This window comes from Streptomyces sp. NPDC044704 (genome assembly GCF_056433525.1).
In genome coordinates, this window is record NZ_JBWKGY010000003.1 from 198,215 (window position 1) to 216,953 (window position 18,739).

Below are 18,739 nucleotides of genomic sequence, written 5' to 3' on the forward strand. Positions count from 1 at the left end.
TCATCTGCCTCAAGTACGGTAGCCGCGTGTCCGAGACCGATCGCTCCCGTCCCCGACGCCGCCGACGCCCGATACGCCTGGCCGCGGCGCTGCTCGCGCTGCTCGGCCTGATCGGGTACGGCGTCGTCCAGAACGAGTCCATCGGCGGGGCCGGCGCCCCGCACTGCACGGTGCGCGCGGCGGAAGCCGGCGGGGGCGGGGGGCGTTCGTTCTCCCTGAGCCCGGAACAGGCCCGCTACGCGGCGACCATAGCGGCGGTGGGGACGACGAAGGGGATGCCGGAGCGGGCGGTGACGATCGCGGTGGCCACGGCCATGCAGGAGTCGGCGCTGCGCAACCTGGACCACGGCGACCGGGATTCGCTGGGTCTGTTCCAGCAACGCCCCTCGCAGGGCTGGGGAACCCCGGAACAGATCATGGACCCGGTGTACTCGGCCGGGATCTTCTACGACCGGCTGGAGGACGTTCCCGGGTACGCGGGGATGCCGCTGACGGTCGCCGCGCAGAAGGTGCAGCGCAGCGGTTTCCCGGACGCCTACGCGAAGCACGAGCCGGACGCGGTGCTGCTGACGGCGGCCTTCACCGGGCGGGCCCGCTCCGTCCTGGAGTGCGCCGGCCCGAAGGACGGTCCCGAGGGCGATCCGGCCCGGGTGCGGGAGGGGCTGAGCCGGGACTTCGGGCCGGCCGTGCTGCCGAAGGCCGGTGCCCCGCGCGGCAATGCGGCGCCCCGGGACGCGGCCGAGGTGGCCCTGCGGGTGAAGGAGCAGCGGCGCGGGTGGGAGCTGGCGCACTGGGCCGTCGCGCACGCCTCGGAGCTCGGGATACAGCGGGTCTCCTACGACGGGATGGCGTGGATCGCGGGCGAGCACCGGGGCGCGTGGGTCCCGGGCGTCCCCTCCGCCGCCGGTGATCCGCGCGCCGCGGGCCCGGAGGACGTACGGATCTTCCTGACCCGCCCCAGGTAGCCGCGGATCCGGGACGGGCGGGCAGGCGTACGAACCGTCACCCGCAGGGGGAGGGGCGCGCGCCGGCTGCGGCCGGTCGGCGGGGGGTCGCGGATCCGCTGGTCGGAGCGGGTTCCGTGAGGGCGTACGGGTATCTCATGCGCTTGTCGCCGAAGCCGATAAGCCGACGCATTACCGATCCTTTACCCGGGGCATCCGCAACTTGATCCACCCCGGGAGCGGTTGTACACGGCGTACTCAGCCGCTACCGCTTAGGAGCAACATGTCCCTCCCCCTGACCCGTCGGATCGCCCGTGCCGCGCTGCTCCTGGCCGCCGGTACCGCGCCCGTGGTCGGTGCGGCCGGCGCGGCCAGCGCCGCGGGCCTGGAGTCCGTGCCGCAGCTGGGCGCGCTCACGGCGCCGGACTCCGCGGACGCCACGGCCGCGGCCACGGACGCCGCGGGCACCGTCACCGGTGCCGTTCCGGCCGCCGGTCCCGCCGGCGAACTGGCCGGCACGGCGACCAAGACGCTCGGCGGGCTGCCCGTGAACACCCTGCCGGTGGGCACGCTGCCCGTGCTGGGCGGCTGACACCGCCGCGGGAACGCCGAGGGGCCGGGAGCGCACGCTCCCGGCCCCTCGGGCCGTTCGGGGTCAGGGAGGGCCCGGGCCCCGGGCTCAGCCCAGGCGCTTGACGGCGGCCGCGACCCGCTCGTCGGTGGCCGTGAAGGCGACGCGGACGAACTCGGCGCCGGCCTCGCCGTAGAAGTCGCCGGGCGCGACGAGGATGCCGAGCTCCGCGAGGCGGGCGACGGTGTCCCAGCAGGGCTCGTCGCGGGTCACCCACAGGTACAGGCTGGCCTCGCTGTGCTCGACGCGGAAGCCGTGCGCCTCCAGGGCCGCGCGGAGCGCCTCGCGGCGGGCGGCGTAGCGGCCGCGCTGCTCGGCGACGTGGGCGTCGTCGCCCAGGGCCACGACGGTGGCCGCCTGGACGGGGGCGGAGGTCATCATGCCGCCGTGCTTGCGGATCTGGAGCAGCTCGCCGAGCACGTCGGCGTCACCGGCGATGAACGCGGCCCGGTAGCCGGCCAGGTTGGACCGCTTGGAGAGGGAGTGGACGGCGACGATGCCCTCGTAGGAGCCGCCGCAGACCTCGTCGTGGAGGACGGAGACGGGCTCCGCCTCCCAGCCCAGTTCCAGGTAGCACTCGTCGCTGAAGAGCAGGATGCCGTGCTCGCGCGCCCAGGCCACGATCCGGACCAGGTCCTCCTTGGGCAGGACCCTGCCGGTGGGGTTGGACGGGGAGTTGAGCCACAGGAGCTTCACGCCGGCCGGGTCGAGGTCGGTGGGGTCGTCGTAGACGACCGGCTCGGCGCCGCACAGGCGGGCGCCGACCTCGTACGTCGGGTAGGCGAGGCGGGGGTAGGCGACCTTGTCGCCGGCGCCCAGGCCCAGCTGGGTCGGCAGCCAGGCCACGAGTTCCTTGGAGCCGACGACCGGCAGGACGTTGCGGTGTCCGGCGGCGCTCGCTCCGAGCCGGCCGCGCAGCCAGCCGGTGATCGCGTCGCGCAGGGCGGGCGTCCCCCACACCGTCGGGTAGCCCGGGGAGTCGGCGGCGGCGACCAGGGCGCGCTGGATCAGCTCCGGGACCGGGTCGACGGGCGTGCCGACCGACAGGTCGACGATGCCGTCCGGGTGGGCCGCGGCCGTCTTCTTGTACGGCTCCAGCTTGTCCCAGGGAAAGACGGGAAGACGGTCGGATACTGCGGCCACGGTGGTCTCTGCTCTCTCTGGGTACGCGCTCGGTTCGGGTGGGTAAACGGCTCGGTCCCGCGCGGCAGGAGTGCCGTACGGGACCGAGGAGCGTCTGCCGTGAACGGTCAGTGCTGCGGGTTGATGTCCGCCGGCAGCGCCGCGACGAAGGGGTGGTCGCGCTCGATCAGGCCCAGCTTGGAGGCACCACCGGGCGAACCGAGCTCGTCGAAGAACTCGACGTTCGCCTTGTAGTAGTCCTTCCACTCCTCCGGGGTGTCGTCCTCGTAGAAGATGGCCTCGACCGGGCAGACCGGCTCACACGCGCCGCAGTCGACGCACTCGTCCGGGTGGATGTACAAGGACCGCTGGCCCTCGTAGATGCAGTCGACGGGGCACTCTTCGATGCATGCCTTGTCCTTGACGTCGACACAAGGCTCCGCGATGACGTAGGTCACGCTCTCGTTCCTCCTCGGTAGGGCTGTCCATTCGCGCGGGAGCGCGGCGTCGTCGATGCCCGCACCTAGTATCTCCGTTCCCGGGCACGATCCGAACAGGAGGGGCGGACAGAGCTGTGGAAATCACTGCCGGTGGGCTGCTGGAGATCCGTATCACCCCGGCTGACGTGGGTAAACGAGTCTCTGTACGACGGGTGGAGGCGGAGTCGGGGCGGTCCCCCGCCTTCGTGGACGCCGTCGGGGTTCTCACATCCTGGAACCAGGGTGTGCTGACGATCACACGCAAGGACGGCGTGTCCGTCCACATCCCGGAATCCCTGCTGGTCGCGGGCAAGACGGTGCCGCCCGCGCCGGCCCGCCGCAGGGGTCCGGCGGCCTCCTTCCAGGAGCTGGCGAGGGTCACGGCGCGGGCCTGGGTGCCGCTGGAGAGCGAACCGCTCGGGGAGTGGACGCTGAGGGCCGCCGGGGGCTTCACCCGCCGGGCCAACTCGGTACTGCCGCTCGGCGATCCCGGCATACCCCTGGACGAAGCACTCGCCCGGGTGACCTCCTGGTACGCGGAACGTGACCTTCCGGCGTACGTGCAGACCGCGACCGGCGCGGCCAGCACGCAGGAGCTGCTCTGCGCGGAACTGGAACGGCGCGGCTGGGTCAACGAGGTCTCGGCGGAGGTCCGCGTCGGGGGCCTGGCCCCGGTCGCCGACCTGGACGCCGACGTGACGGACGTACGCCTGACCCGCACCCCGGACGAGGCGTGGCTCGGCCGCTACGGGAAGGTCCGGGACCCGGACCTGGCCCGGCGGATGCTCGTGGAGGGCCCCTCGGTGTGGTTCGCCTCCCTCGCCGACGGCCGCGCGGTCGGACGCTGCGTGGTGGACGGGCGCTGGGCCGGGTTCGGCGCGGTCACGGTCGCCCCGGAGCACCGGCGGCGGGGCCTGGCGACGGCGGTCATGGCGGCCCTGGCCCGGCGGGCGCTGGAGGAGGGCGCCTCGGCGGCCTGGCTCCAGGTGGAGAGCGACAATCCCGGGGCCCGCGCCCTGTACGACGGGATGGGCTTCGCGACGCACCACGCCTACCACCACTTCCGGGCCCGGGCGGCGCGGTGAGCGCGCGGACGCGGGAGCTGTTCGCGGCGGAGGCCCGCGCGGAGCGGCCCGACCTGGCGCAGCTGTGCCTGCTGCTGGCCGCGGAGGCCGACCCGGACCTGGACGAACGCGCCATGGACTGGGCGCAGATCGAGCTGGACCGGCTCGCGGGGATGCTGCCGTACGGGCTGAGCGGCGGGCGGGCCTGGGCATCGGCCCTGACGGAGCTGCTGGGGGGCCGGCTGGGCTTCCACGGCACCCCGGCGGACTACGACCGCCTCACCTCCTCGCTGCTCCACGAGGTGCTGCGGCGCCGCCGGGGGCTGCCGATCCTGCTCTCCGTCGTCTGGATGGAGGTGGCGCGGCGGGCGGGCGCGCCCGTGTACGGGCTGGGGCTGCCCGGGCACTTCGTGGTGGGTTTCGGGGATCCGGAGGAGGGTGTGGTCGCGGACCCGTTCGCGGGCGGGGCCTCGCTCGGCGCGGGTCCGGCGGAGCTGGCCTCGGGGCCGCGGACGCCGGCCCGGACCCTGGACATCGTGCTGCGGATCCTGAACAACGTGCGGGCCTGGGCGTCGGGCCGGCCGGAGCACTCGGCGGTGGCCCTCTGGTCGCTGGACCTGGCGCTGCTGCTGCCCTCGCACCCGGCGGCGCTGCGCTACGAGCGGGCGCGGCTGCTGGTGGAGCGCGGCGCCTTCACGGCGGGCGCGGCCGAACTGGAGGCGTACGCCGAGGTGATGGACGCGGTGGACAAGGAAGCGGCGTCCCGCATCCGCGGCGAGGCCGTCTCCGCCCGCGCGCTGCTGAACTGAGCGGGGTGCGCCCGGACCGGGCGGGGTACGCCGAAGCCCCTTTCCCCAGGCGGGGAGAGGGGCTTCGGGCAGGGCGGACCCGGATCAGCCGGCGTTGGTGTCGATGACGACGATCCGCTCGGCGGGGGTCTTTCCGATCAGGGCCTTGCCGAGGGCTCCCGCGACGTCCTGCGGGGTGACGGCGGTCTTCGCCCCGGTGCCGCGGGTGATCATGACGCCGTCGAAGGTGTTCCCGTAGGTGGCCTTGAGGGCCTCCAGGTCGTACTTCTCGACGAGGCGTCCGTCCACGGCCGTCATGCTGATGATCTTCGGCAGGGACTTGGCGCCGAAGGGGAGGGACTTGGCGCCCGCCTTGACCGTCACGGTGCCGGACATGGCGGGCTCCGCGAACTCCTTCATCGCCCGGTCCAGTTCGGCCTGGGTGACGGTGGGCTCCCGGGTGGTGACCGGAAGTTCGACGGGGGCGGCCTTGCCGCTGCCGACGAGCTCGCCGAAGGCCTTCCTGACCCGGTCCACCGAGCCGTCGACGTCGAGGCCCTCGCCCGCCTTGCCGGGGACCGCGACGGGCTTGCCGGTGTCGAACTTGATGGTGGCCTCGGTGGCGGTGCCGGCGCTGCCGCCCAGCTCCTGGAGCGCGACGCGCAGCTTCTCCTCGTCGACCGGCATGACGGCCTCTGCCGTGCGCTCGACGCCGAAGAGGGTGCCGATGACGGTGACGGGGTTGTAGTCGCTGCCCGCGGCGTTGCGGACGGTGGTCTGCGCGTCGAGGGTCAGGCCCGCCTTGTCGGGCTTCAGCTCGACCTGCTTGCCGCCGACGCTGAGCTGGAGCGGGGCCGCGGCGCGGGTGCCGAAGGCCTGCTCCAGCTTGTTGACGGCCTCGTCGCGGCTGCCGCTGATGTCGACGCCGAGGACGGTGGTGCCCTTGGGGACGTCGGAGTGGTTCAGCAGCAGCCCGGCGCCGTAGGCCACGCAGACCAGCGTGACCAGGCCACCGCCGAGGAGGACCAGCTTGGAGCGGCCCTTCTTGGCGGGCTTGGCGGGCTTCGCGGCCGGCCCCGCCCCCTTGGTCTGCTTGCCCGCCGGGCCGGGCGGCGTCGGCAGGGGCTGCCTCGGCGGCTGCGGCCCGGGGGCCGGCGCGACGGGGGCGGGCGCCGGGGCGGGAGCGTGCGCGGCCTCGGGGCCCGGCCAGCGCGGCGCCTCGTCGGCGTGTACGGGTACGGTCCCCATCGCGGGCCCGCCCGTCGGCCCGGCGGGCTCCGTGAAGGCGGGGAACGCCTCGGTGACGGGCCCGGCGTCGTACGCCGGGTAGCCCTGCGGCGGGGTGCCGACGCCGGGGCCGCCCACGTGCGGGGGCGGCGCGAAGCCGGCGCCGCTGCCGTGCGCGGCGGGGGGCTGCGGCCGGCCGGGGGCTGCCGGGGGCGCGAAGCCCCCGCCGCTGCCCGGAGCACCCGGAGCACCCGGAGCGCCCGGAGCGCCGGGGCCGCCCGGCCCGGCGGGCTCGGAGCCGTAGCCCGCGCCCGTCACGGGCGGCGGGCCGCCCGCCGCGGGGGGCGGGGTGGCCTTGCGCGGGGCGAACCAGTTGCTGGCCGCCTCCTCCGGCTCGGGGGCCGGCGCGGCCGGGGCCGGTGCGGGCGCCGCCGGGGCCGCCGGGGGCAGGGCCGAGCGCACGGGCGGCGCGGGCCGCACCGGTGCGGGGGCCGGCGCGGGCGCGGCCTCGGTCGGCTCCGGCCCGGCGGGCTGGGCGGTGTCCTTCACCGGCTTGCGCACGACCACGGGCGGGATCGGCCGCGAACCCGGAATGTTGATCCGGATACGGGTCGTCAGGGTGGTCTCGGTCTTCGGCCCGTCGGTGTCGGGCGTGGACGGGTTCGACGTCACAGGGTTCTCCTCCGGGGCGGTCGCCGCGGCGTCCGTGGACGGGTAATGGCCGGTTCCGTACGGCGGCGTACCCGAGGGGTAGACGGCTCCACCGTGCCCTTGGGGCCCGGGGGACGAACTGTCGGTTTCACGACTCAAGGCAGGTTCTCCCGGTTGGCTCCGCCGCCCGTCATACCGTGCGCGGGCAGCTCGGCGGCCCGTCCACCATACTGGCCGTCGCCCGGGCGCAACTGTCCACCGGGAATCAATGGTTCCTCTTGAGCTCCCGCACGCCCCCTTCCGAGGGCCCGTCAAACCGGCGCAAGCCGTCCCCGATCGGAGTCCGTCCGAGTTCGACGGCCTGTCAAGCGCGCGGCCGCGCGGCCGAAACGGGACGGTCCGCGGACAGTCGCATCGTGGCGCACATCACAGCGATCGCACTCCCACCCAAAAGGTATGCGTACGTACCGATTGCGGAGGAACCGAGCACGAAATCGCCCTCCGGCCTCGGCAGGCTGAGGACCACGTAGGAGAGGAACCAGCCGACCGCCGCCGCACCCACTCCGATGCCGGTGCCGGTCGAGATCCGGCCGCCGAGGAAGAGCCCGAAGAGGGCCAGCAGCGCGAGCAGCAGCCCGCCGGGGAACCACAGGTCCACCACGAGCCAGCCGGCCGCGCCGGTGACCGCGCCCAGGACCAGCAGGCCGAGCAGGACGGCGATCCGCCCGGGCGTCCAGGCGGCGCTCACGCGTCCACCCCCGCGAAGAGGTCGCGTTCGCGGACGCCCGCCGGGGCGCCGGGCTCACCGGCGGCCAACTCGTAGTACTCGCGGGCGAACAGGGGCTGGGCCAGGTCGTTCGAGAGGGCGAAGAAGGGCCCGTCCACGGCGATCTGGGTGACGTGCTCCCGCATGGCGGCCGCCTTGGCCGCGGCGAACTCCTGTCCGGCCTCGTCGCCGATCTCGGCGGTGATCAGCTCGTCGGCGACCACTCCGGGAACGTCCCCGGGGCTCGCGAGCCCGGGGAAGGGGGTCGTGTCACCGGCCGCGCGGAGCCGGGCGAAGCCCTCGTCGACGACCGAGCGCGGGACCCGGTTCCAGTAGACCTTGCCGACGGCGTGCGGGGCGCCGAGCTCCGGCCGGTACGCGGGGTCGGCGGCGAGTTCCGCGCCGCGCATGGCGACGCGGTGGGCCTGGATGTGGTCGGGGTGGCCGTACCCGCCGTCCGGGTCGTAGGTGACGAGGACCTGCGGCCGCAGCTCCCGGATCACCTCCACGAGGTACCCGGCGGCCTCGTCGACGTCGGCGGACCAGAAGGCGCCGGGGCGGCCGTTCTGGGGCGCGCCCATCATCCCGGAGTCCCGGAAGCGGCCCGGGCCGCCGAGGAAGCGGTGGTCGGCGACCCCGAGCTCCTTCATGGCGGCGGCGAGCTCGCCGATCCGGTGGGGGCCCAGCGCGTCGTCGCGGTCGGCCGTCAGGTGGGCCAGTCCGGCCGGGATGACCTCGCCCTCCTCGCCGAGCGTGCAGGTCACCAACGCGACGTGGGCGCCCTCGGCCGCGTACTTGGCCATGGTGACGCCATTGTTGATGGACTCGTCGTCCGGGTGCGCGTGCACGAGGAGCAGACGACGGGCGGGAAGACCGTTCATGGGGTTCAGCCTACGAGCAGGACCTACAACTTGAGGCCACTGATCATGCTCGCCACGTTGGACGTGAGCTGGCTGAGTGTCGGAGCGATCGTCGAGCTCGCCAGATAGAACCCGAGCAGCACGCAGACGAACGCGTGGCCCGCCTTCAGTCCCGACCTCCGGACCAGAAGGAAGACGACGATCGCCAGCAGCACCACGGCCGAGATCGAGAGTGCCACGGCGTTTCACCTCCACGTCGAGCGGACATCGGTACGCGTACTCGTGCTCGGCGAAGTCATACCCACCGTGCGCTACGGATCATAACTATCCGTACCAGCGCATCGATCGAATTCCGGCAGCACGAGGGGCGCACGGCGCGCACGGCCGGGGGCACGAAAACGCCGGCCGGGCAGGCTCCGCGCCTCCCCGGCCGACTGTGGGCGCCCGCACGGCCGCACCCGCCCAGAGTGCCGGGACCGGATCTCGGGTCAGAAACGGTCAAGTTGCCCCCGTGTAAAGCGCGTTACCGTTACGGCGGTAACGCGGGCGCGATCGGCAGTCGAGGCACGGGGGTGGCCAAAAATGATCGGTGGACGGGACATGGCGGCATGTCTTTTCGGCAGGGCGCACGAGGACCTGCGGTCCCTGGCCGGGGCCTTCCCGGCCGGGGGGCTGGGCCGCGTCCCGCACCCCGGCGCCAACAGCCCGGCCTGGCTGCTGTGGCACGTGGCGCGCGGCGAGGACCGGAACCTGTCCGAGATCGCCGGACTCCCCCAGCTGTACGTTTCCCAGGGCTGGGCGGAGCGCTTCGGCCGCCCGGCCGACCCCGGTGACACCGGCTACGGCCACACGCCGGCCCAGGCGGCCGCCTTCACCGGGTCCGGGGCCCCGGCGGCCGCGCTGCTCCTGGAGTACCTGGAGGCCGTACACGGGCAGCGGGTGGCCCCGTACCTCGCCTCCGCCCCGGACGCGGACCTCACCCGTACCGCCCCGAGCCCGACGCTGGGCACGGCCGAACCGGTCGGGGTCCGGCTGGCCGGGCAGGTGGCGGACTCCCTCGCCCACGCGGGCCAGCTGGGCCTGCTGCTGGGGCTGCCGGGACTGCCGGGACTGCCGGGACCGTCGGCCGCGCCGGGGCAGCCGGCCGGGGCGTCCTGATTCGTTCGAACACCCTGGTGCGGCCGCCGTACTTCCCGCCACGAGCGGGACCCGTCCCCGCTACTCCTTCGCGGGCGGCGGGGCGGCCGGCGGCGGGGCGGGCGGCGGGGGCAGTTCGGAGGCGGGCGGGACCACCTGCTTCTCGGCGGCGAAGTGACAGGCCGACGGGTGCGCGGCGGGCCCCGAGGCGAAGACCTGCGGCACGGCCAGCAGCGGGACCTCCGACGCGCAGCGCGCCTGGGCCTTCCAGCAGCGGGTGCGGAAGCGGCAGCCCGAGGGCGGGTTGGCCGGGGAGGGCACGTCGCCGGAGAGGATGATCCGCTCCCGGTGGGCGCGGGCCCGCGGGTCCGGGACGGGGACGGCGGAGAGCAGCGCCTGGGTGTACGGGTGGGTGGGGTGGTCGTAGATCTGGGTGTCGGAGCCGATCTCGACGATCCGGCCCAGGTACATGACGCCGACCCGGTCGGAGATGTGCCGGACGATCGAGAGGTCGTGCGCGATGAACACGTAGGACAGGTCGAACTCGTCCTGGAGCCGTTCCAGCAGGTTGACCACCTGGGCCTGGACGGAGACGTCGAGGGCGGAGACGGGCTCGTCGGCGACGATGATCTCCGGCTGGAGGGCGAGGCCGCGGGCGATGCCGATGCGCTGGCGCTGGCCGCCGGAGAACTGGTGCGGGTAGCGGTTGATGTACTCCGGGTTCAGGCCGACCACGTCGAGGAGGTCCTGGACCCTGCGGCGGCGGTCGCCCTTCGGGGCGACCTCGGGGTGGATCTCGTAGGGCTCGCCGATGATGTCACCGACCGTCATGCGCGGGTTCAGCGAGGTGTACGGGTCCTGGAAGACCATCTGGATGTTGCGGCGGACGGTTTTGAGGGCCTTGCCGGACAGCTTGGTGAGGTCCTCGCCCTTGTACGCGATGGATCCGGCGGTCGGGCGTTCCAAGTGGACCAGCATCTTGGCGACGGTGGACTTGCCGCAGCCGGACTCGCCGACGATGCCGAGGGTCTCGCCCTGGGCCAGGCCGAAGGAGACCCCGTCGACGGCCTTGACCGCGCCGACCTGCTTCTTGAAGAGGACGCCCTGGGTCAGCGGGTAGTGCTTGACGAGGTCGCGGACCTCCAGGATGGCTTCAGGCACCGAGGCACTCCTTCCAGAAGAAGCACGCGCTCGTCCGGTCCGGGGCGACCGCGGCGAGCGGCGGGACCTCGGCCCGGCAGGCGGCCCGGGCCATCGGGCAGCGCGGGTTGAAGGCGCAGCCGGGCGGGATGGCGAGCAGGTTGGGCGGCAGGCCCTTGATCGCGTAGAGCTCCTGGCCCTTCTGGTCCAGGCGCGGGATCGAGTCGAGCAGGCCGCGGGTGTACGGGTGCGCGGGGGCGCGGTAGATCTCGTGGACCGGGGCGGCCTCGACGATCCGGCCCGCGTACATGACGGCGATCTTGTCGGCGACGTCGGCGACGACGCCGAGGTCGTGGGTGATCAGGATCAGGCCCATGTTGAGTTCGCGCTGGAGCTCCGCGAGCAGGTCCATGACCTGGGCCTGCACGGTGACGTCCAGGGCGGTGGTCGGCTCGTCGGCGATGATGAGGGAGGGTTCCAGGGCCAGCGCCATGGCGATCATGATGCGCTGGCGCATGCCGCCCGAGAACTGGTGCGGGTAGTCCCCCACCCGGTCCTTCGCGGCCGGGATCTTCACCCGGTCCATCAGCTCGACGGCCTTGGCCCGGGAGGCCTTGCGGGACATCCCGCGGTGCACCTCGTACATCTCGCCGAGCTGGGCGCCCACGCTGAGGACGGGGTTGAGGGAGGACAGGGCGTCCTGGAAGATCATGGCCATGCGCGCGCCGCGGATCTTGCGCCGTTCGTCCTCCTTCATCTTCAGCAGGTCCTTGCCCTGGAAGAGGATCTCGCCGCCCGCGATCCGGCCCGGAGGGGTTTCGAGGATGCCCATCACGGCCTGGGCGGTCACGGACTTGCCGGAGCCGGACTCGCCGAGGACGGCGAGGGTCTCGCCCTCGTCGACCGAGTAGTTCACGCCGTTGACGGCCTTCGCGACGCCGTCGCGGGTCTTGAACTCCACGTGCAGGTCGCGGACTTCGAGCAGCATCTGACGGCACTCTCCTCAGCGCAGCTTGGGGTCGAGGGCGTCGCGCACCGCGTCGCCGAGCATGATGAAGGCGAGCACGGTGATGCTGAGCGCGCCCGCCGGGTAGAGCAGCATGTGCGGGGCGTTGCGGATCTGCGGGGCGGCGTTGGAGATGTCGATGCCCCAGGAGACCGTCGGCGGGCGCAGGCCGACGCCGAGGAACGACAGGGTGGCTTCGAGGGCGATGTAGGTGCCCAGCGCGATGGTGGCGACGACGATGACGGGGGCGACGGCGTTGGGGGCCACGTGCCGCAGCAGCATCCGGCCGTTGCCGGCTCCGAGGGCGCGGGCGGCCTGGACGTAGTCGTTCTGTTTGGCGGTGATGACCGAGCCGCGCGCGATGCGGGCGAGCTGCGGCCAGCCGAGCAGCACGATGAAGCCGACGACGGGCCAGACGGTGGTGCTGGTGACCACGGACAGGAAGACGAGGCCGCCGAGGACGACGGGGATGCCGAAGAAGATGTCGGCGACCCGGGAGAGCAGCGAGTCTCCCCAGCCGCCGAAGAATCCGGCGAGGCCGCCGAGTGCGGAGCCGAGCAGGGCGGCTCCGACGGTCGCGCAGATGCCGACGGTGATGGAGGCGCGGGCCCCGTAGACGGTGCGGGTGTAGACGTCGCAGCCCTGGGTGTCGTAGCCGAAGGGGTGCCCCGGGGAGGAGCCCTCCTGGGACTTGGACAGGTCGCACTGGAGGGGGTCGCCGCTCGCGATGAGCTGCGGCCAGATGGAGATGACGACGAGGAAGAGGATCAGCAGCGAGGAGACGACGAAGACGGGGTTGCGGCGCAACTGGTGCCAGGCGTCGGACCACAGGGAGCGGGCCTTCTCGCGGGGGCCCTCGGGGCCGGCGTCCTGCTCGACGCCCTCGACGCTCTCGGCCTCCTGTAGCGCGAGGTCCATGGCGCCGCCCTGGCCGGTGGGTGACATGGCCTCTTCCCCTCGGGGGCCGACGGGGTCGTACCCGCCGGGGTTGTCGGGGTGCTCGGGGCGCTCCGGGTGCTCGGGCTCAGGCATAACGGATCCTCGGGTCCAGGACCGCGTAGAGCAGGTCGACGAGCAGGTTCGCCAGCAGGAAGACGATCACGAGGATGGTCACGAAGCCGACCACGGTGGGCGAGTTGTTGCGCAGGATGCCCTGGTAGAGCTGGTAGCCGACGCCGTGGATGTTGAAGATCCGCTCGGTGACGATGGCGCCGCCCATGAGGGCGCCGATGTCGGTGCCGATGAAGGTGACGACCGGGATCAGGGAGTTGCGCAGCAGGTGGCGGGTGATGACCCTGTGGCGCGGGAGGCCCTTGGCGGTGGCGGTGCGGACGTAGTCGGCCTTGGTGTTCTCGGCGATCGAGGTGCGCGAGAGGCGGGTGACGTACGCGAGGGAGACGAGGGCGAGGACGATGCCGGGCAGGATCAGTTCGCTGAAGGGGGCGTCCGGGGAGACGGTGGGCCGGACCCAGCCCCATTTGACGCCGAAGAGGTACTGGAGGAGGTAGCCGGTCACGAAGGTCGGCACCGAGATGACGACGAGGGTGAGCACCAGGACGCCGGTGTCGACGGACTTCCCCCGGCGCAGGCCGCTGACCACGCCGAGGGTGATGCCGACGAGGACCTCGATGACGATCGCGACGATGGTCAGGCGCAGGGTGACGGGGAACGCGCTGGCCATGAGCTCGGTGACGGGCTGGCCGTTGAAGGCCGTGCCGAAGTCGCCCTGGAAGATCTGCCCCATGTAGTGGAGGTACTGCTTCCACAGGGGCTGGTCGAGGTACAGGTCCTTGCGGATGCGGGCCGCGGTGGCGGGGTCCGGCGCCTTGTCCCCGAAGAGGGCGGCCACCGGATCCCCGAGCGCGTACACCATGAAGAAGATCAGGAACGTGCTGCCGATGAACACGGGGATCATCTGGAGCAGCCGCCGGATCACGTAACGTCCCATGGACTGCTCCGTGCTTTCGTTCCGTGGGGATCGGTCAGCTGACCTTGATCTCGTCGTACACCGGGACGCTGAACTGGTTCAGGGTCACGTCGGTGAGCCGCTCGGAGTAGCCGGCGCTGCCGTTCTGGTACCAGAGGGGGATGGAGGGCATCTGCTCGGCGAGGATCTTCTCGGCTTCCTGGAAGATCCCGGTCGCCTTCGCCGCGTCGCTCTCCTGGTTGGCGTCGTCGACGAGCTTGTCGAAGTCCTTGTTGCTGAACTTCCCGTAGTTGGAGGAGGCGCCGGTGTAGTACAGCGGCTCCAGGAAGTTCTGGATCAGCGGGTAGTCGGCCTGCCAGCCGGAACGGAACGGGCCGGTCAGCTTGAAGGAGCTCTGCTGGTTGCGGAAGTCCGCGAAGGTGCCGACCGGGTTGACCGTGCAGACGGGGCCCTCGCCGAGCGCGTTGTTGACGCTGTTGCAGACGGCGTCCATCCAGTCGCGGTGCGAGCCGGTGTCCACGTTGGAGGTCAGCGTGACCTTGCCGCCGGGCAGGCCGCCGGCCTCCTGGATGAGCTTCTTGGCCTCGGCCGGGTCGTAGACGCAGGCGTCGCCGCAGGCCGTCGCGGAGAAGCCGCCCTGGGCGCCGAGGGCCGGGGAGGTCCAGTCCTTGGCCGGGGTGCGGGTCTCGCGGAAGATCTGCTTGGTGATCTCGTCGCGGTTGATCGCCATGGAGATGCCCCGGCGGACCTTCTCCATGCCCTCCTTGCCCCACTGCGGGTCGTACATCGGGAAGGTGAGGGTCTGGATGATGAGGGCCGGCTGGTTGATGTACCGGTCCCCGAGGTCGTTCTTGACGTTCTTCAGCTGCTGCGCCGGGACATCGTCGACGAGGTCGAGGTTGCCGGAGATCAGGTCGGTGTAGGCCGTGTTGTTGTCGGTGTACACCTTGAGGTCGACGCCGCTGTTCTGCGCCTTGTCCGCGCCCGGGTAGCCCTCCCACTTGCGCAGCTTCATGCCGGTGCCCTTGGTGTACGAGTCCACCGTGTACGGGCCGTTGCCGACGGGCTTGGCGAGCCAGCCGGAGTGGTCGCTGAAGAAGGACTTGGGCAGCGGGGAGAAGGCCTGGTAGCCGAGGGTCTCGGGCCAGGTGGAGAACTTCTCCTTGAGGGCGACGGTGAAGGTCTTCGGGTCCTTGACGACCAGCCCGGACATCGTCTTCGCCTTGGGCTCGCCGGAGGCGGGGTGCACGTCGTCGTAGCCGACGATGTCGGAGAAGAACGGCGCGTTGTTCTGCTTGTTGCGCACGTCGGCGCCGTAGTTCCAGGCGTCCACGAAGGACTGGGCGGTGACCGGCTCGTCGTTGCTGAACTTCCAGCCGTCCTTCAGCGTGACGGTGAAGTTCTGGCTGTCGGTGGTCTCGATCTTCTCCGCGAGCATGTTCTCGGCCGCGCCGGTCTTGGCGTCGTAGCGCTTGAGACCGCGGAAGAGCATGTCGAGGACCTTGCCGCCCTGCACCTCGTTGGTGTTGGCGGGCTCCAGCGGGTTCTGCGGGTCACCCCACGAGGAGCTGACGACCCCCGCGCCGCCGCCGGCGTCCGCGCCGCTGTCGCTGCCGCCGCCGCAGGCCGTCGCCGCGAGGGCGACGGCCGCCGCGCATGCGGCCCACTTGGCGTGGGTGGCTCCGCGCATGGAGTGCCTCCTAGGGGTCCCTGGACTCGCTTAGGGGCCAATGTCACCCTTTGAGCGGTCCCCCACACTCCGGTTGGCCCGATTGCACCCGCGCGTCACGCCGCTGTCACCCCTGCGAGTGCAAAGGCAGCTCCCAGGTGTCCACCGCGTAGTGCAGGGCCATGCCGTGCGCCTCGTACAGACCGAGCGCGCCGGTCGCGTTGAGGGTGTCCACGCCCAGCCCCACCGACCGGCGGCCGCGGGCCGCGAAGACGGCGAAGCCGTGGCGCAGCAGGTGGCCCCCGATGCCCCGGCCGCGGACGTCGGCGCGGACGCCGATGTGGCTGAGCCAGCCCATGCTGGTGCGGTCGTCCCGGGTGAGGAGGACGGCGACGTCTCCCTCGGCCGGCAGGGAGGCGATCCAGACCAGCGACCAGTCGAGGGCGCGTGCGTCGATGTGGTCCAGCCACGGTTCGTAGGCGCGTTCCACGTGGCCGAAGTGCGCGGCGAAGGTCTCCTCGACGAGGGCGTGGGCCCGGCGCCGGTCGGCCTCGTCGGCGGCGCAGTCGCGCAGGACGAGCCCGGCGGGCGGGGCGGGCGGCAGGTCCGTGCCGGGGGCGAGGGCGCGGGTCATGACCTGGTAGCGGCGGACGGTGCGGTAGCCGCGGCCGGCGAGCAGCGTGAGGTCGAGGGTGGGTTCGACGTTGAGCTGGATGCGCAGCCGGGCCCCGGGGGCGCCGGCGGCGAGGGCCCGGGCCCGGGCCTCCATCAGGGTCAGCAGCCGCAGGGCGGCCTCGTCCTCGCCGGGCAGGACGTAGTGGTCGCCGTCGACGCGGCCGGGTCCCGAGTCGGCCCAGACCAGGGCGTAGGCGACGAGGCGGCCGCCGCGGAAGGCGAGCCAGGAGTCGGTCGCGAGGTCCACGTCGGGGTGGTGCAGGTCGGCCTCGACGGCGGCGAGGTCCGTCTCCGGTCTGCCGATCTCGATGACGTCGACGGCGTTGAGCAGTGCGCAGATGTCGGACGCGTCCCCGGGCCCCGCCGGACGGACGGTCAGCAAGTCGGTCATCCGGCCACTCTCGGCGGCGCCGGGGTGCCGCCGCAACCGGCTTTCCCGGCACGGCGGGGGGCGGGCGGCGCGGGTCGGGCCCGTACACGCGCCAGGGCGCCCGGACCGGAGGGAACTTCCGGTACCGGGCGCCCTGGGCGTCGTACGGCGGGGATCAGACGGCCAGGACGGCCCGCTCCTCCGCGAAGTGGCACGCCGACTCGTGCGCGGCCGGGGTGGTCACGCCCTGGAAGCGCGTCGGGATCGCCAGCAGCGGCTCCTCCGTGGCGCAGCGCTCCTCGGCCTTCCAGCAGCGGGTGCGGAAGCGGCAGCCCGACGGCGGGTTGGCGGGGGACGGCACGTCACCGGTGAGGATGATGCGCTCGCGGGCCTCGCGGACCTCCGGGTCCGGCACCGGCACGGCGGAGAGCAGTGCCTGGGTGTACGGGTGGGTCGGGTGCTCGTAGATCTCGGCGTCGGAGCCGATCTCGGCCATCTTGCCCAGGTACATGACGCCCACGCGGTCCGAGATGTGCCGGACGATCGAGAGGTCGTGCGCGATGAACACGTAGGACAGGTCGAACTCGTCCTGGAGCTTGCCCATCAGGTTGATGACCTGCGCCTGCACCGACACGTCGAGCGCGGAGACCGGCTCGTCGCAGATGATGATCTCCGGGTTGAGCGCGAGGCCGCGGGCGATGCCGATGCGCTGGCGCTGGCCGCCGGAGAACTGGTGCGGGTAGCGGTTGATGTACTCCGGGTTCAGGCCCACGACGTCCAGGAGTTCCTGGACCTTGCGGCGCCGGCCGCCCTTGGGAGCCACCTCGGGGTGGATCTCGAAGGGCTCCCCGATGATGTCGCCGACCGTCATGCGCGGGTTCAGCGAGGTGTACGGGTCCTGGAACACCATCTGGATGTTGCGGCGGACGGCCTTGAGGGCCTTGCCGGACAGCTTGGTGATGTCCTGGCCCTTGTAGAGGACCTCGCCGGCGGTGGCCTTCTCCAGGTTCATCAGCAGCTTGGCGACGGTGGACTTGCCACAGCCGGACTCGCCGACGATGCCGAGGGTCTCGCCCTGGTACAGGTCGAAGGAGACGCCGTCCACGGCCTTGACCGCGCCGACCTGCTTCTTGAACAGGATGCCCTGGGTCAGCGGGAAGTGCTTGACCAGGTTGCGCACCTGAAGGATCGGCTCGCCCTTGGGCTTGGTGAGGTCAGCCATGGATCTGCTCCTTCCAGAAGTGGCACGCGCTGCCGCGGCCGGGCAGCTCGGTGCCGTCCTGCTCGGTCACCTGGTGCAGGACCGGCACGTCGGTGCGGCAGATGTCCTGAGCCTTGGGGCAGCGCGGGTTGAAGGCGCAGCCCGAGGGGATGTTGAGCAGGTTGGGCGGCAGGCCCTTGATCGCGTAGAGCTCCTGGCCCTTCTGGTCCAGGCGCGGGATCGAGTCGAGCAGGCCGCGGGTGTACGGGTGCGCGGGGCGCTTGTAGATCTCGTGGACCGGGGCGTTCTCGACGATCCGGCCGCCGTACATGACGGCGATCTTGTCCGCGACGTCGGCGACGACGCCGAGGTCGTGGGTGATCAGGATCAGGCCCATGTTCATCTCGCGCTGGAGCTCCGCGAGGAGGTCCATGACCTGGGCCTGGACCGTCACGTCGAGGGCCGTGGTCGGCTCGTCGGCGATGATCAGGTCCGGCTCCAGGGCCATCGCCATGGCGATCATGATGCGCTGGCGCATGCCGCCGGAGAACTGGTGCGGGTAGTCCCCCACGCGCGCCTTGGCGGCGGGGATCTTCACGCGGTCCATGAGCTCGATGGCCTTGGCCGTGGCGTCCTTCTTCGACATCCCGCGGTGGACGCGGAACATCTCGCCGAGCTGGGCGCCCACGGTGTGCACGGGGTTCAGCGAGGAGAGCGCGTCCTGGAAGATCATGGCGATCTTCGAGCCGCGGATCTTGCGGAACTCCTCGGCGGGGAGCTTGAGCAGGTCGGTGCCCTGGAACAGGATCTCGCCGTGCGGGATCTTGCCGGGGGGCATGTCGAGGATGCCCATGATGGCCTGCGCCGTCACGGACTTGCCCGAGCCGGACTCGCCGAGGACGGCGAGGGTCTCGCCGGCGTTCACCGAGTACGAGACGCCGTTGACGGCCTTGGCCACGCCGTCGCGGGTGTGGAACTCGACGTGCAGGTTCCGCACGTCCAGCAGGGGGGTGGTGCCCTCCGGCGCCGAGCGGGGCGCGGGGACGTTCGAGGTCTTGTCGATGATGGTCAACGTACGCCCT

At 72.2% G+C, this 18,739-nt stretch carries 19 protein-coding genes; 5 read left to right on the top strand and 14 right to left on the bottom strand.

The annotated features are described in order from the left end of the window. Positions 1-26: 26 nt before the first annotated feature. The gene (locus AC07B0_RS08385) at positions 27-965 is read left to right on the top strand and encodes a hypothetical protein (RefSeq protein ID WP_478897345.1); all 939 of its coding nucleotides are present in this window, start codon (positions 27-29) and stop codon (positions 963-965) included. A gap of 262 nt (positions 966-1,227) precedes the next feature. Next, positions 1,228-1,536 (top strand): ATP-binding protein, encoded by a 309-nt coding sequence (locus tag AC07B0_RS08390; protein ID WP_356874647.1) that lies wholly within the window; start codon positions 1,228-1,230, stop codon positions 1,534-1,536. A gap of 87 nt (positions 1,537-1,623) precedes the next feature. On the opposite strand, the gene dapC is transcribed toward AC07B0_RS08390, so the two are convergent. Next, a complete protein-coding gene (gene dapC / locus AC07B0_RS08395; RefSeq protein WP_478863355.1) occupies positions 1,624-2,718 on the bottom strand; it encodes a succinyldiaminopimelate transaminase in 1,095 nt (364 codons plus the stop codon). A gap of 107 nt (positions 2,719-2,825) precedes the next feature. Then, positions 2,826-3,155 (bottom strand): ferredoxin, encoded by a 330-nt coding sequence (gene fdxA / locus AC07B0_RS08400; protein ID WP_281211214.1) that lies wholly within the window; start codon positions 3,153-3,155, stop codon positions 2,826-2,828. Between the two features lie 116 nt (positions 3,156-3,271). On the opposite strand from fdxA, the gene AC07B0_RS08405 reads away from it, so the two are divergent. After that, on the top strand, positions 3,272-4,261 hold the full coding sequence (locus AC07B0_RS08405; protein WP_478897347.1) for a GNAT family N-acetyltransferase: 990 nt from the start codon (positions 3,272-3,274) through the stop codon (positions 4,259-4,261). Next, positions 4,258-5,049 carry a transglutaminase-like domain-containing protein gene (locus tag AC07B0_RS08410; RefSeq protein WP_356874653.1) on the top strand — a complete coding sequence of 264 codons (792 nt, stop codon included), beginning with the start codon at positions 4,258-4,260 and terminating at the stop codon, positions 5,047-5,049. The genes AC07B0_RS08405 and AC07B0_RS08410 overlap by 4 nt, the downstream gene beginning before the upstream one ends. Positions 5,050-5,133: 84 nt before the next feature. Here AC07B0_RS08410 and AC07B0_RS08415 read toward each other — a convergent pair whose 3' ends face one another. From AC07B0_RS08415 to AC07B0_RS08430, 4 genes are all read right to left on the bottom strand, one after another. Continuing rightward, positions 5,134-7,065, bottom strand: coding sequence for a peptidoglycan binding domain-containing protein (locus AC07B0_RS08415; protein ID WP_478897349.1), 1,932 nt, complete (start codon positions 7,063-7,065; stop codon positions 5,134-5,136). A gap of 205 nt (positions 7,066-7,270) precedes the next feature. Further along, positions 7,271-7,654: a DUF6113 family protein gene (locus AC07B0_RS08420; protein WP_356872477.1), complete on the bottom strand. Its 384-nt coding sequence runs from the start codon at positions 7,652-7,654 to the stop codon at positions 7,271-7,273. Beyond that, a complete protein-coding gene (gene mshB, locus AC07B0_RS08425) occupies positions 7,651-8,553 on the bottom strand; it encodes an N-acetyl-1-D-myo-inositol-2-amino-2-deoxy-alpha-D-glucopyranoside deacetylase (protein WP_478897351.1) in 903 nt (300 codons plus the stop codon). The genes AC07B0_RS08420 and mshB overlap by 4 nt, the downstream gene beginning before the upstream one ends. A 23-nt stretch (positions 8,554-8,576) precedes the next feature. Further along, positions 8,577-8,771: a hypothetical protein gene (locus AC07B0_RS08430; protein ID WP_030226073.1), complete on the bottom strand. Its 195-nt coding sequence runs from the start codon at positions 8,769-8,771 to the stop codon at positions 8,577-8,579. 361 nt (positions 8,772-9,132) lie between these two features. On the opposite strand from AC07B0_RS08430, the gene AC07B0_RS08435 reads away from it, so the two are divergent. Next, positions 9,133-9,690, top strand: coding sequence for a DinB family protein (locus AC07B0_RS08435; protein WP_478897353.1), 558 nt, complete (start codon positions 9,133-9,135; stop codon positions 9,688-9,690). A gap of 60 nt (positions 9,691-9,750) precedes the next feature. On the opposite strand, the gene AC07B0_RS08440 is transcribed toward AC07B0_RS08435, so the two are convergent. The 8 genes from AC07B0_RS08440 to AC07B0_RS08475 form a co-directional block, all read right to left on the bottom strand. Next, complete coding sequence (locus AC07B0_RS08440) at positions 9,751-10,830, bottom strand: ABC transporter ATP-binding protein (protein WP_469376685.1); 1,080 nt, start codon at positions 10,828-10,830, stop codon at positions 9,751-9,753. Beyond that, a complete protein-coding gene (locus AC07B0_RS08445) occupies positions 10,823-11,797 on the bottom strand; it encodes an ABC transporter ATP-binding protein (RefSeq protein ID WP_356872485.1) in 975 nt (324 codons plus the stop codon). The genes AC07B0_RS08440 and AC07B0_RS08445 overlap by 8 nt, the downstream gene beginning before the upstream one ends. 15 nt (positions 11,798-11,812) lie before the next feature. Next, complete coding sequence (locus AC07B0_RS08450) at positions 11,813-12,847, bottom strand: ABC transporter permease (RefSeq protein WP_356872487.1); 1,035 nt, start codon at positions 12,845-12,847, stop codon at positions 11,813-11,815. Further along, positions 12,840-13,763: an ABC transporter permease gene (locus tag AC07B0_RS08455; protein ID WP_356872489.1), complete on the bottom strand. Its 924-nt coding sequence runs from the start codon at positions 13,761-13,763 to the stop codon at positions 12,840-12,842. Before AC07B0_RS08455 ends, AC07B0_RS08450 begins: the two co-directional genes overlap by 8 nt. 34 nt (positions 13,764-13,797) lie before the next feature. After that, complete coding sequence (locus AC07B0_RS08460; protein ID WP_356872491.1) at positions 13,798-15,432, bottom strand: peptide ABC transporter substrate-binding protein; 1,635 nt, start codon at positions 15,430-15,432, stop codon at positions 13,798-13,800. Between the two features lie 106 nt (positions 15,433-15,538). Next, positions 15,539-16,477: a GNAT family N-acetyltransferase gene (locus AC07B0_RS08465; protein ID WP_478897356.1), complete on the bottom strand. Its 939-nt coding sequence runs from the start codon at positions 16,475-16,477 to the stop codon at positions 15,539-15,541. Positions 16,478-16,631: 154 nt separating this feature from the next. After that, the gene (locus AC07B0_RS08470) at positions 16,632-17,678 is read right to left on the bottom strand and encodes an ABC transporter ATP-binding protein (protein WP_356872495.1); all 1,047 of its coding nucleotides are present in this window, start codon (positions 17,676-17,678) and stop codon (positions 16,632-16,634) included. Then, positions 17,671-18,729 carry an ABC transporter ATP-binding protein gene (locus AC07B0_RS08475; RefSeq protein ID WP_356872497.1) on the bottom strand — a complete coding sequence of 353 codons (1,059 nt, stop codon included), beginning with the start codon at positions 18,727-18,729 and terminating at the stop codon, positions 17,671-17,673. Before AC07B0_RS08475 ends, AC07B0_RS08470 begins: the two co-directional genes overlap by 8 nt. Positions 18,730-18,739: the final 10 nt, after the last annotated feature.

What these genes read in the sequence shown, in the direction of transcription:
- AC07B0_RS08390 (WP_356874647.1), top strand. Translation starts at nt 1,228, where the DNA reads ATGTCCCTCCCCCTGACCCGTCGGATCGCCCGTGCCGCGCTGCTCCTG.
- mshB (WP_478897351.1), bottom strand. Translation starts at nt 8,553, where the DNA reads ATGAACGGTCTTCCCGCCCGTCGTCTGCTCCTCGTGCACGCGCACCCG.
- AC07B0_RS08435 (WP_478897353.1), top strand. Translation starts at nt 9,133, where the DNA reads ATGGCGGCATGTCTTTTCGGCAGGGCGCACGAGGACCTGCGGTCCCTG.
- AC07B0_RS08445 (WP_356872485.1), bottom strand. Translation starts at nt 11,797, where the DNA reads ATGCTGCTCGAAGTCCGCGACCTGCACGTGGAGTTCAAGACCCGCGAC.
- AC07B0_RS08450 (WP_356872487.1), bottom strand. Translation starts at nt 12,847, where the DNA reads ATGCCTGAGCCCGAGCACCCGGAGCGCCCCGAGCACCCCGACAACCCC.
- AC07B0_RS08455 (WP_356872489.1), bottom strand. Translation starts at nt 13,763, where the DNA reads ATGGGACGTTACGTGATCCGGCGGCTGCTCCAGATGATCCCCGTGTTC.
- AC07B0_RS08460 (WP_356872491.1), bottom strand. Translation starts at nt 15,432, where the DNA reads ATGCGCGGAGCCACCCACGCCAAGTGGGCCGCATGCGCGGCGGCCGTC.
- AC07B0_RS08465 (WP_478897356.1), bottom strand. Translation starts at nt 16,477, where the DNA reads ATGACCGACTTGCTGACCGTCCGTCCGGCGGGGCCCGGGGACGCGTCC.
- AC07B0_RS08470 (WP_356872495.1), bottom strand. Translation starts at nt 17,678, where the DNA reads ATGGCTGACCTCACCAAGCCCAAGGGCGAGCCGATCCTTCAGGTGCGC.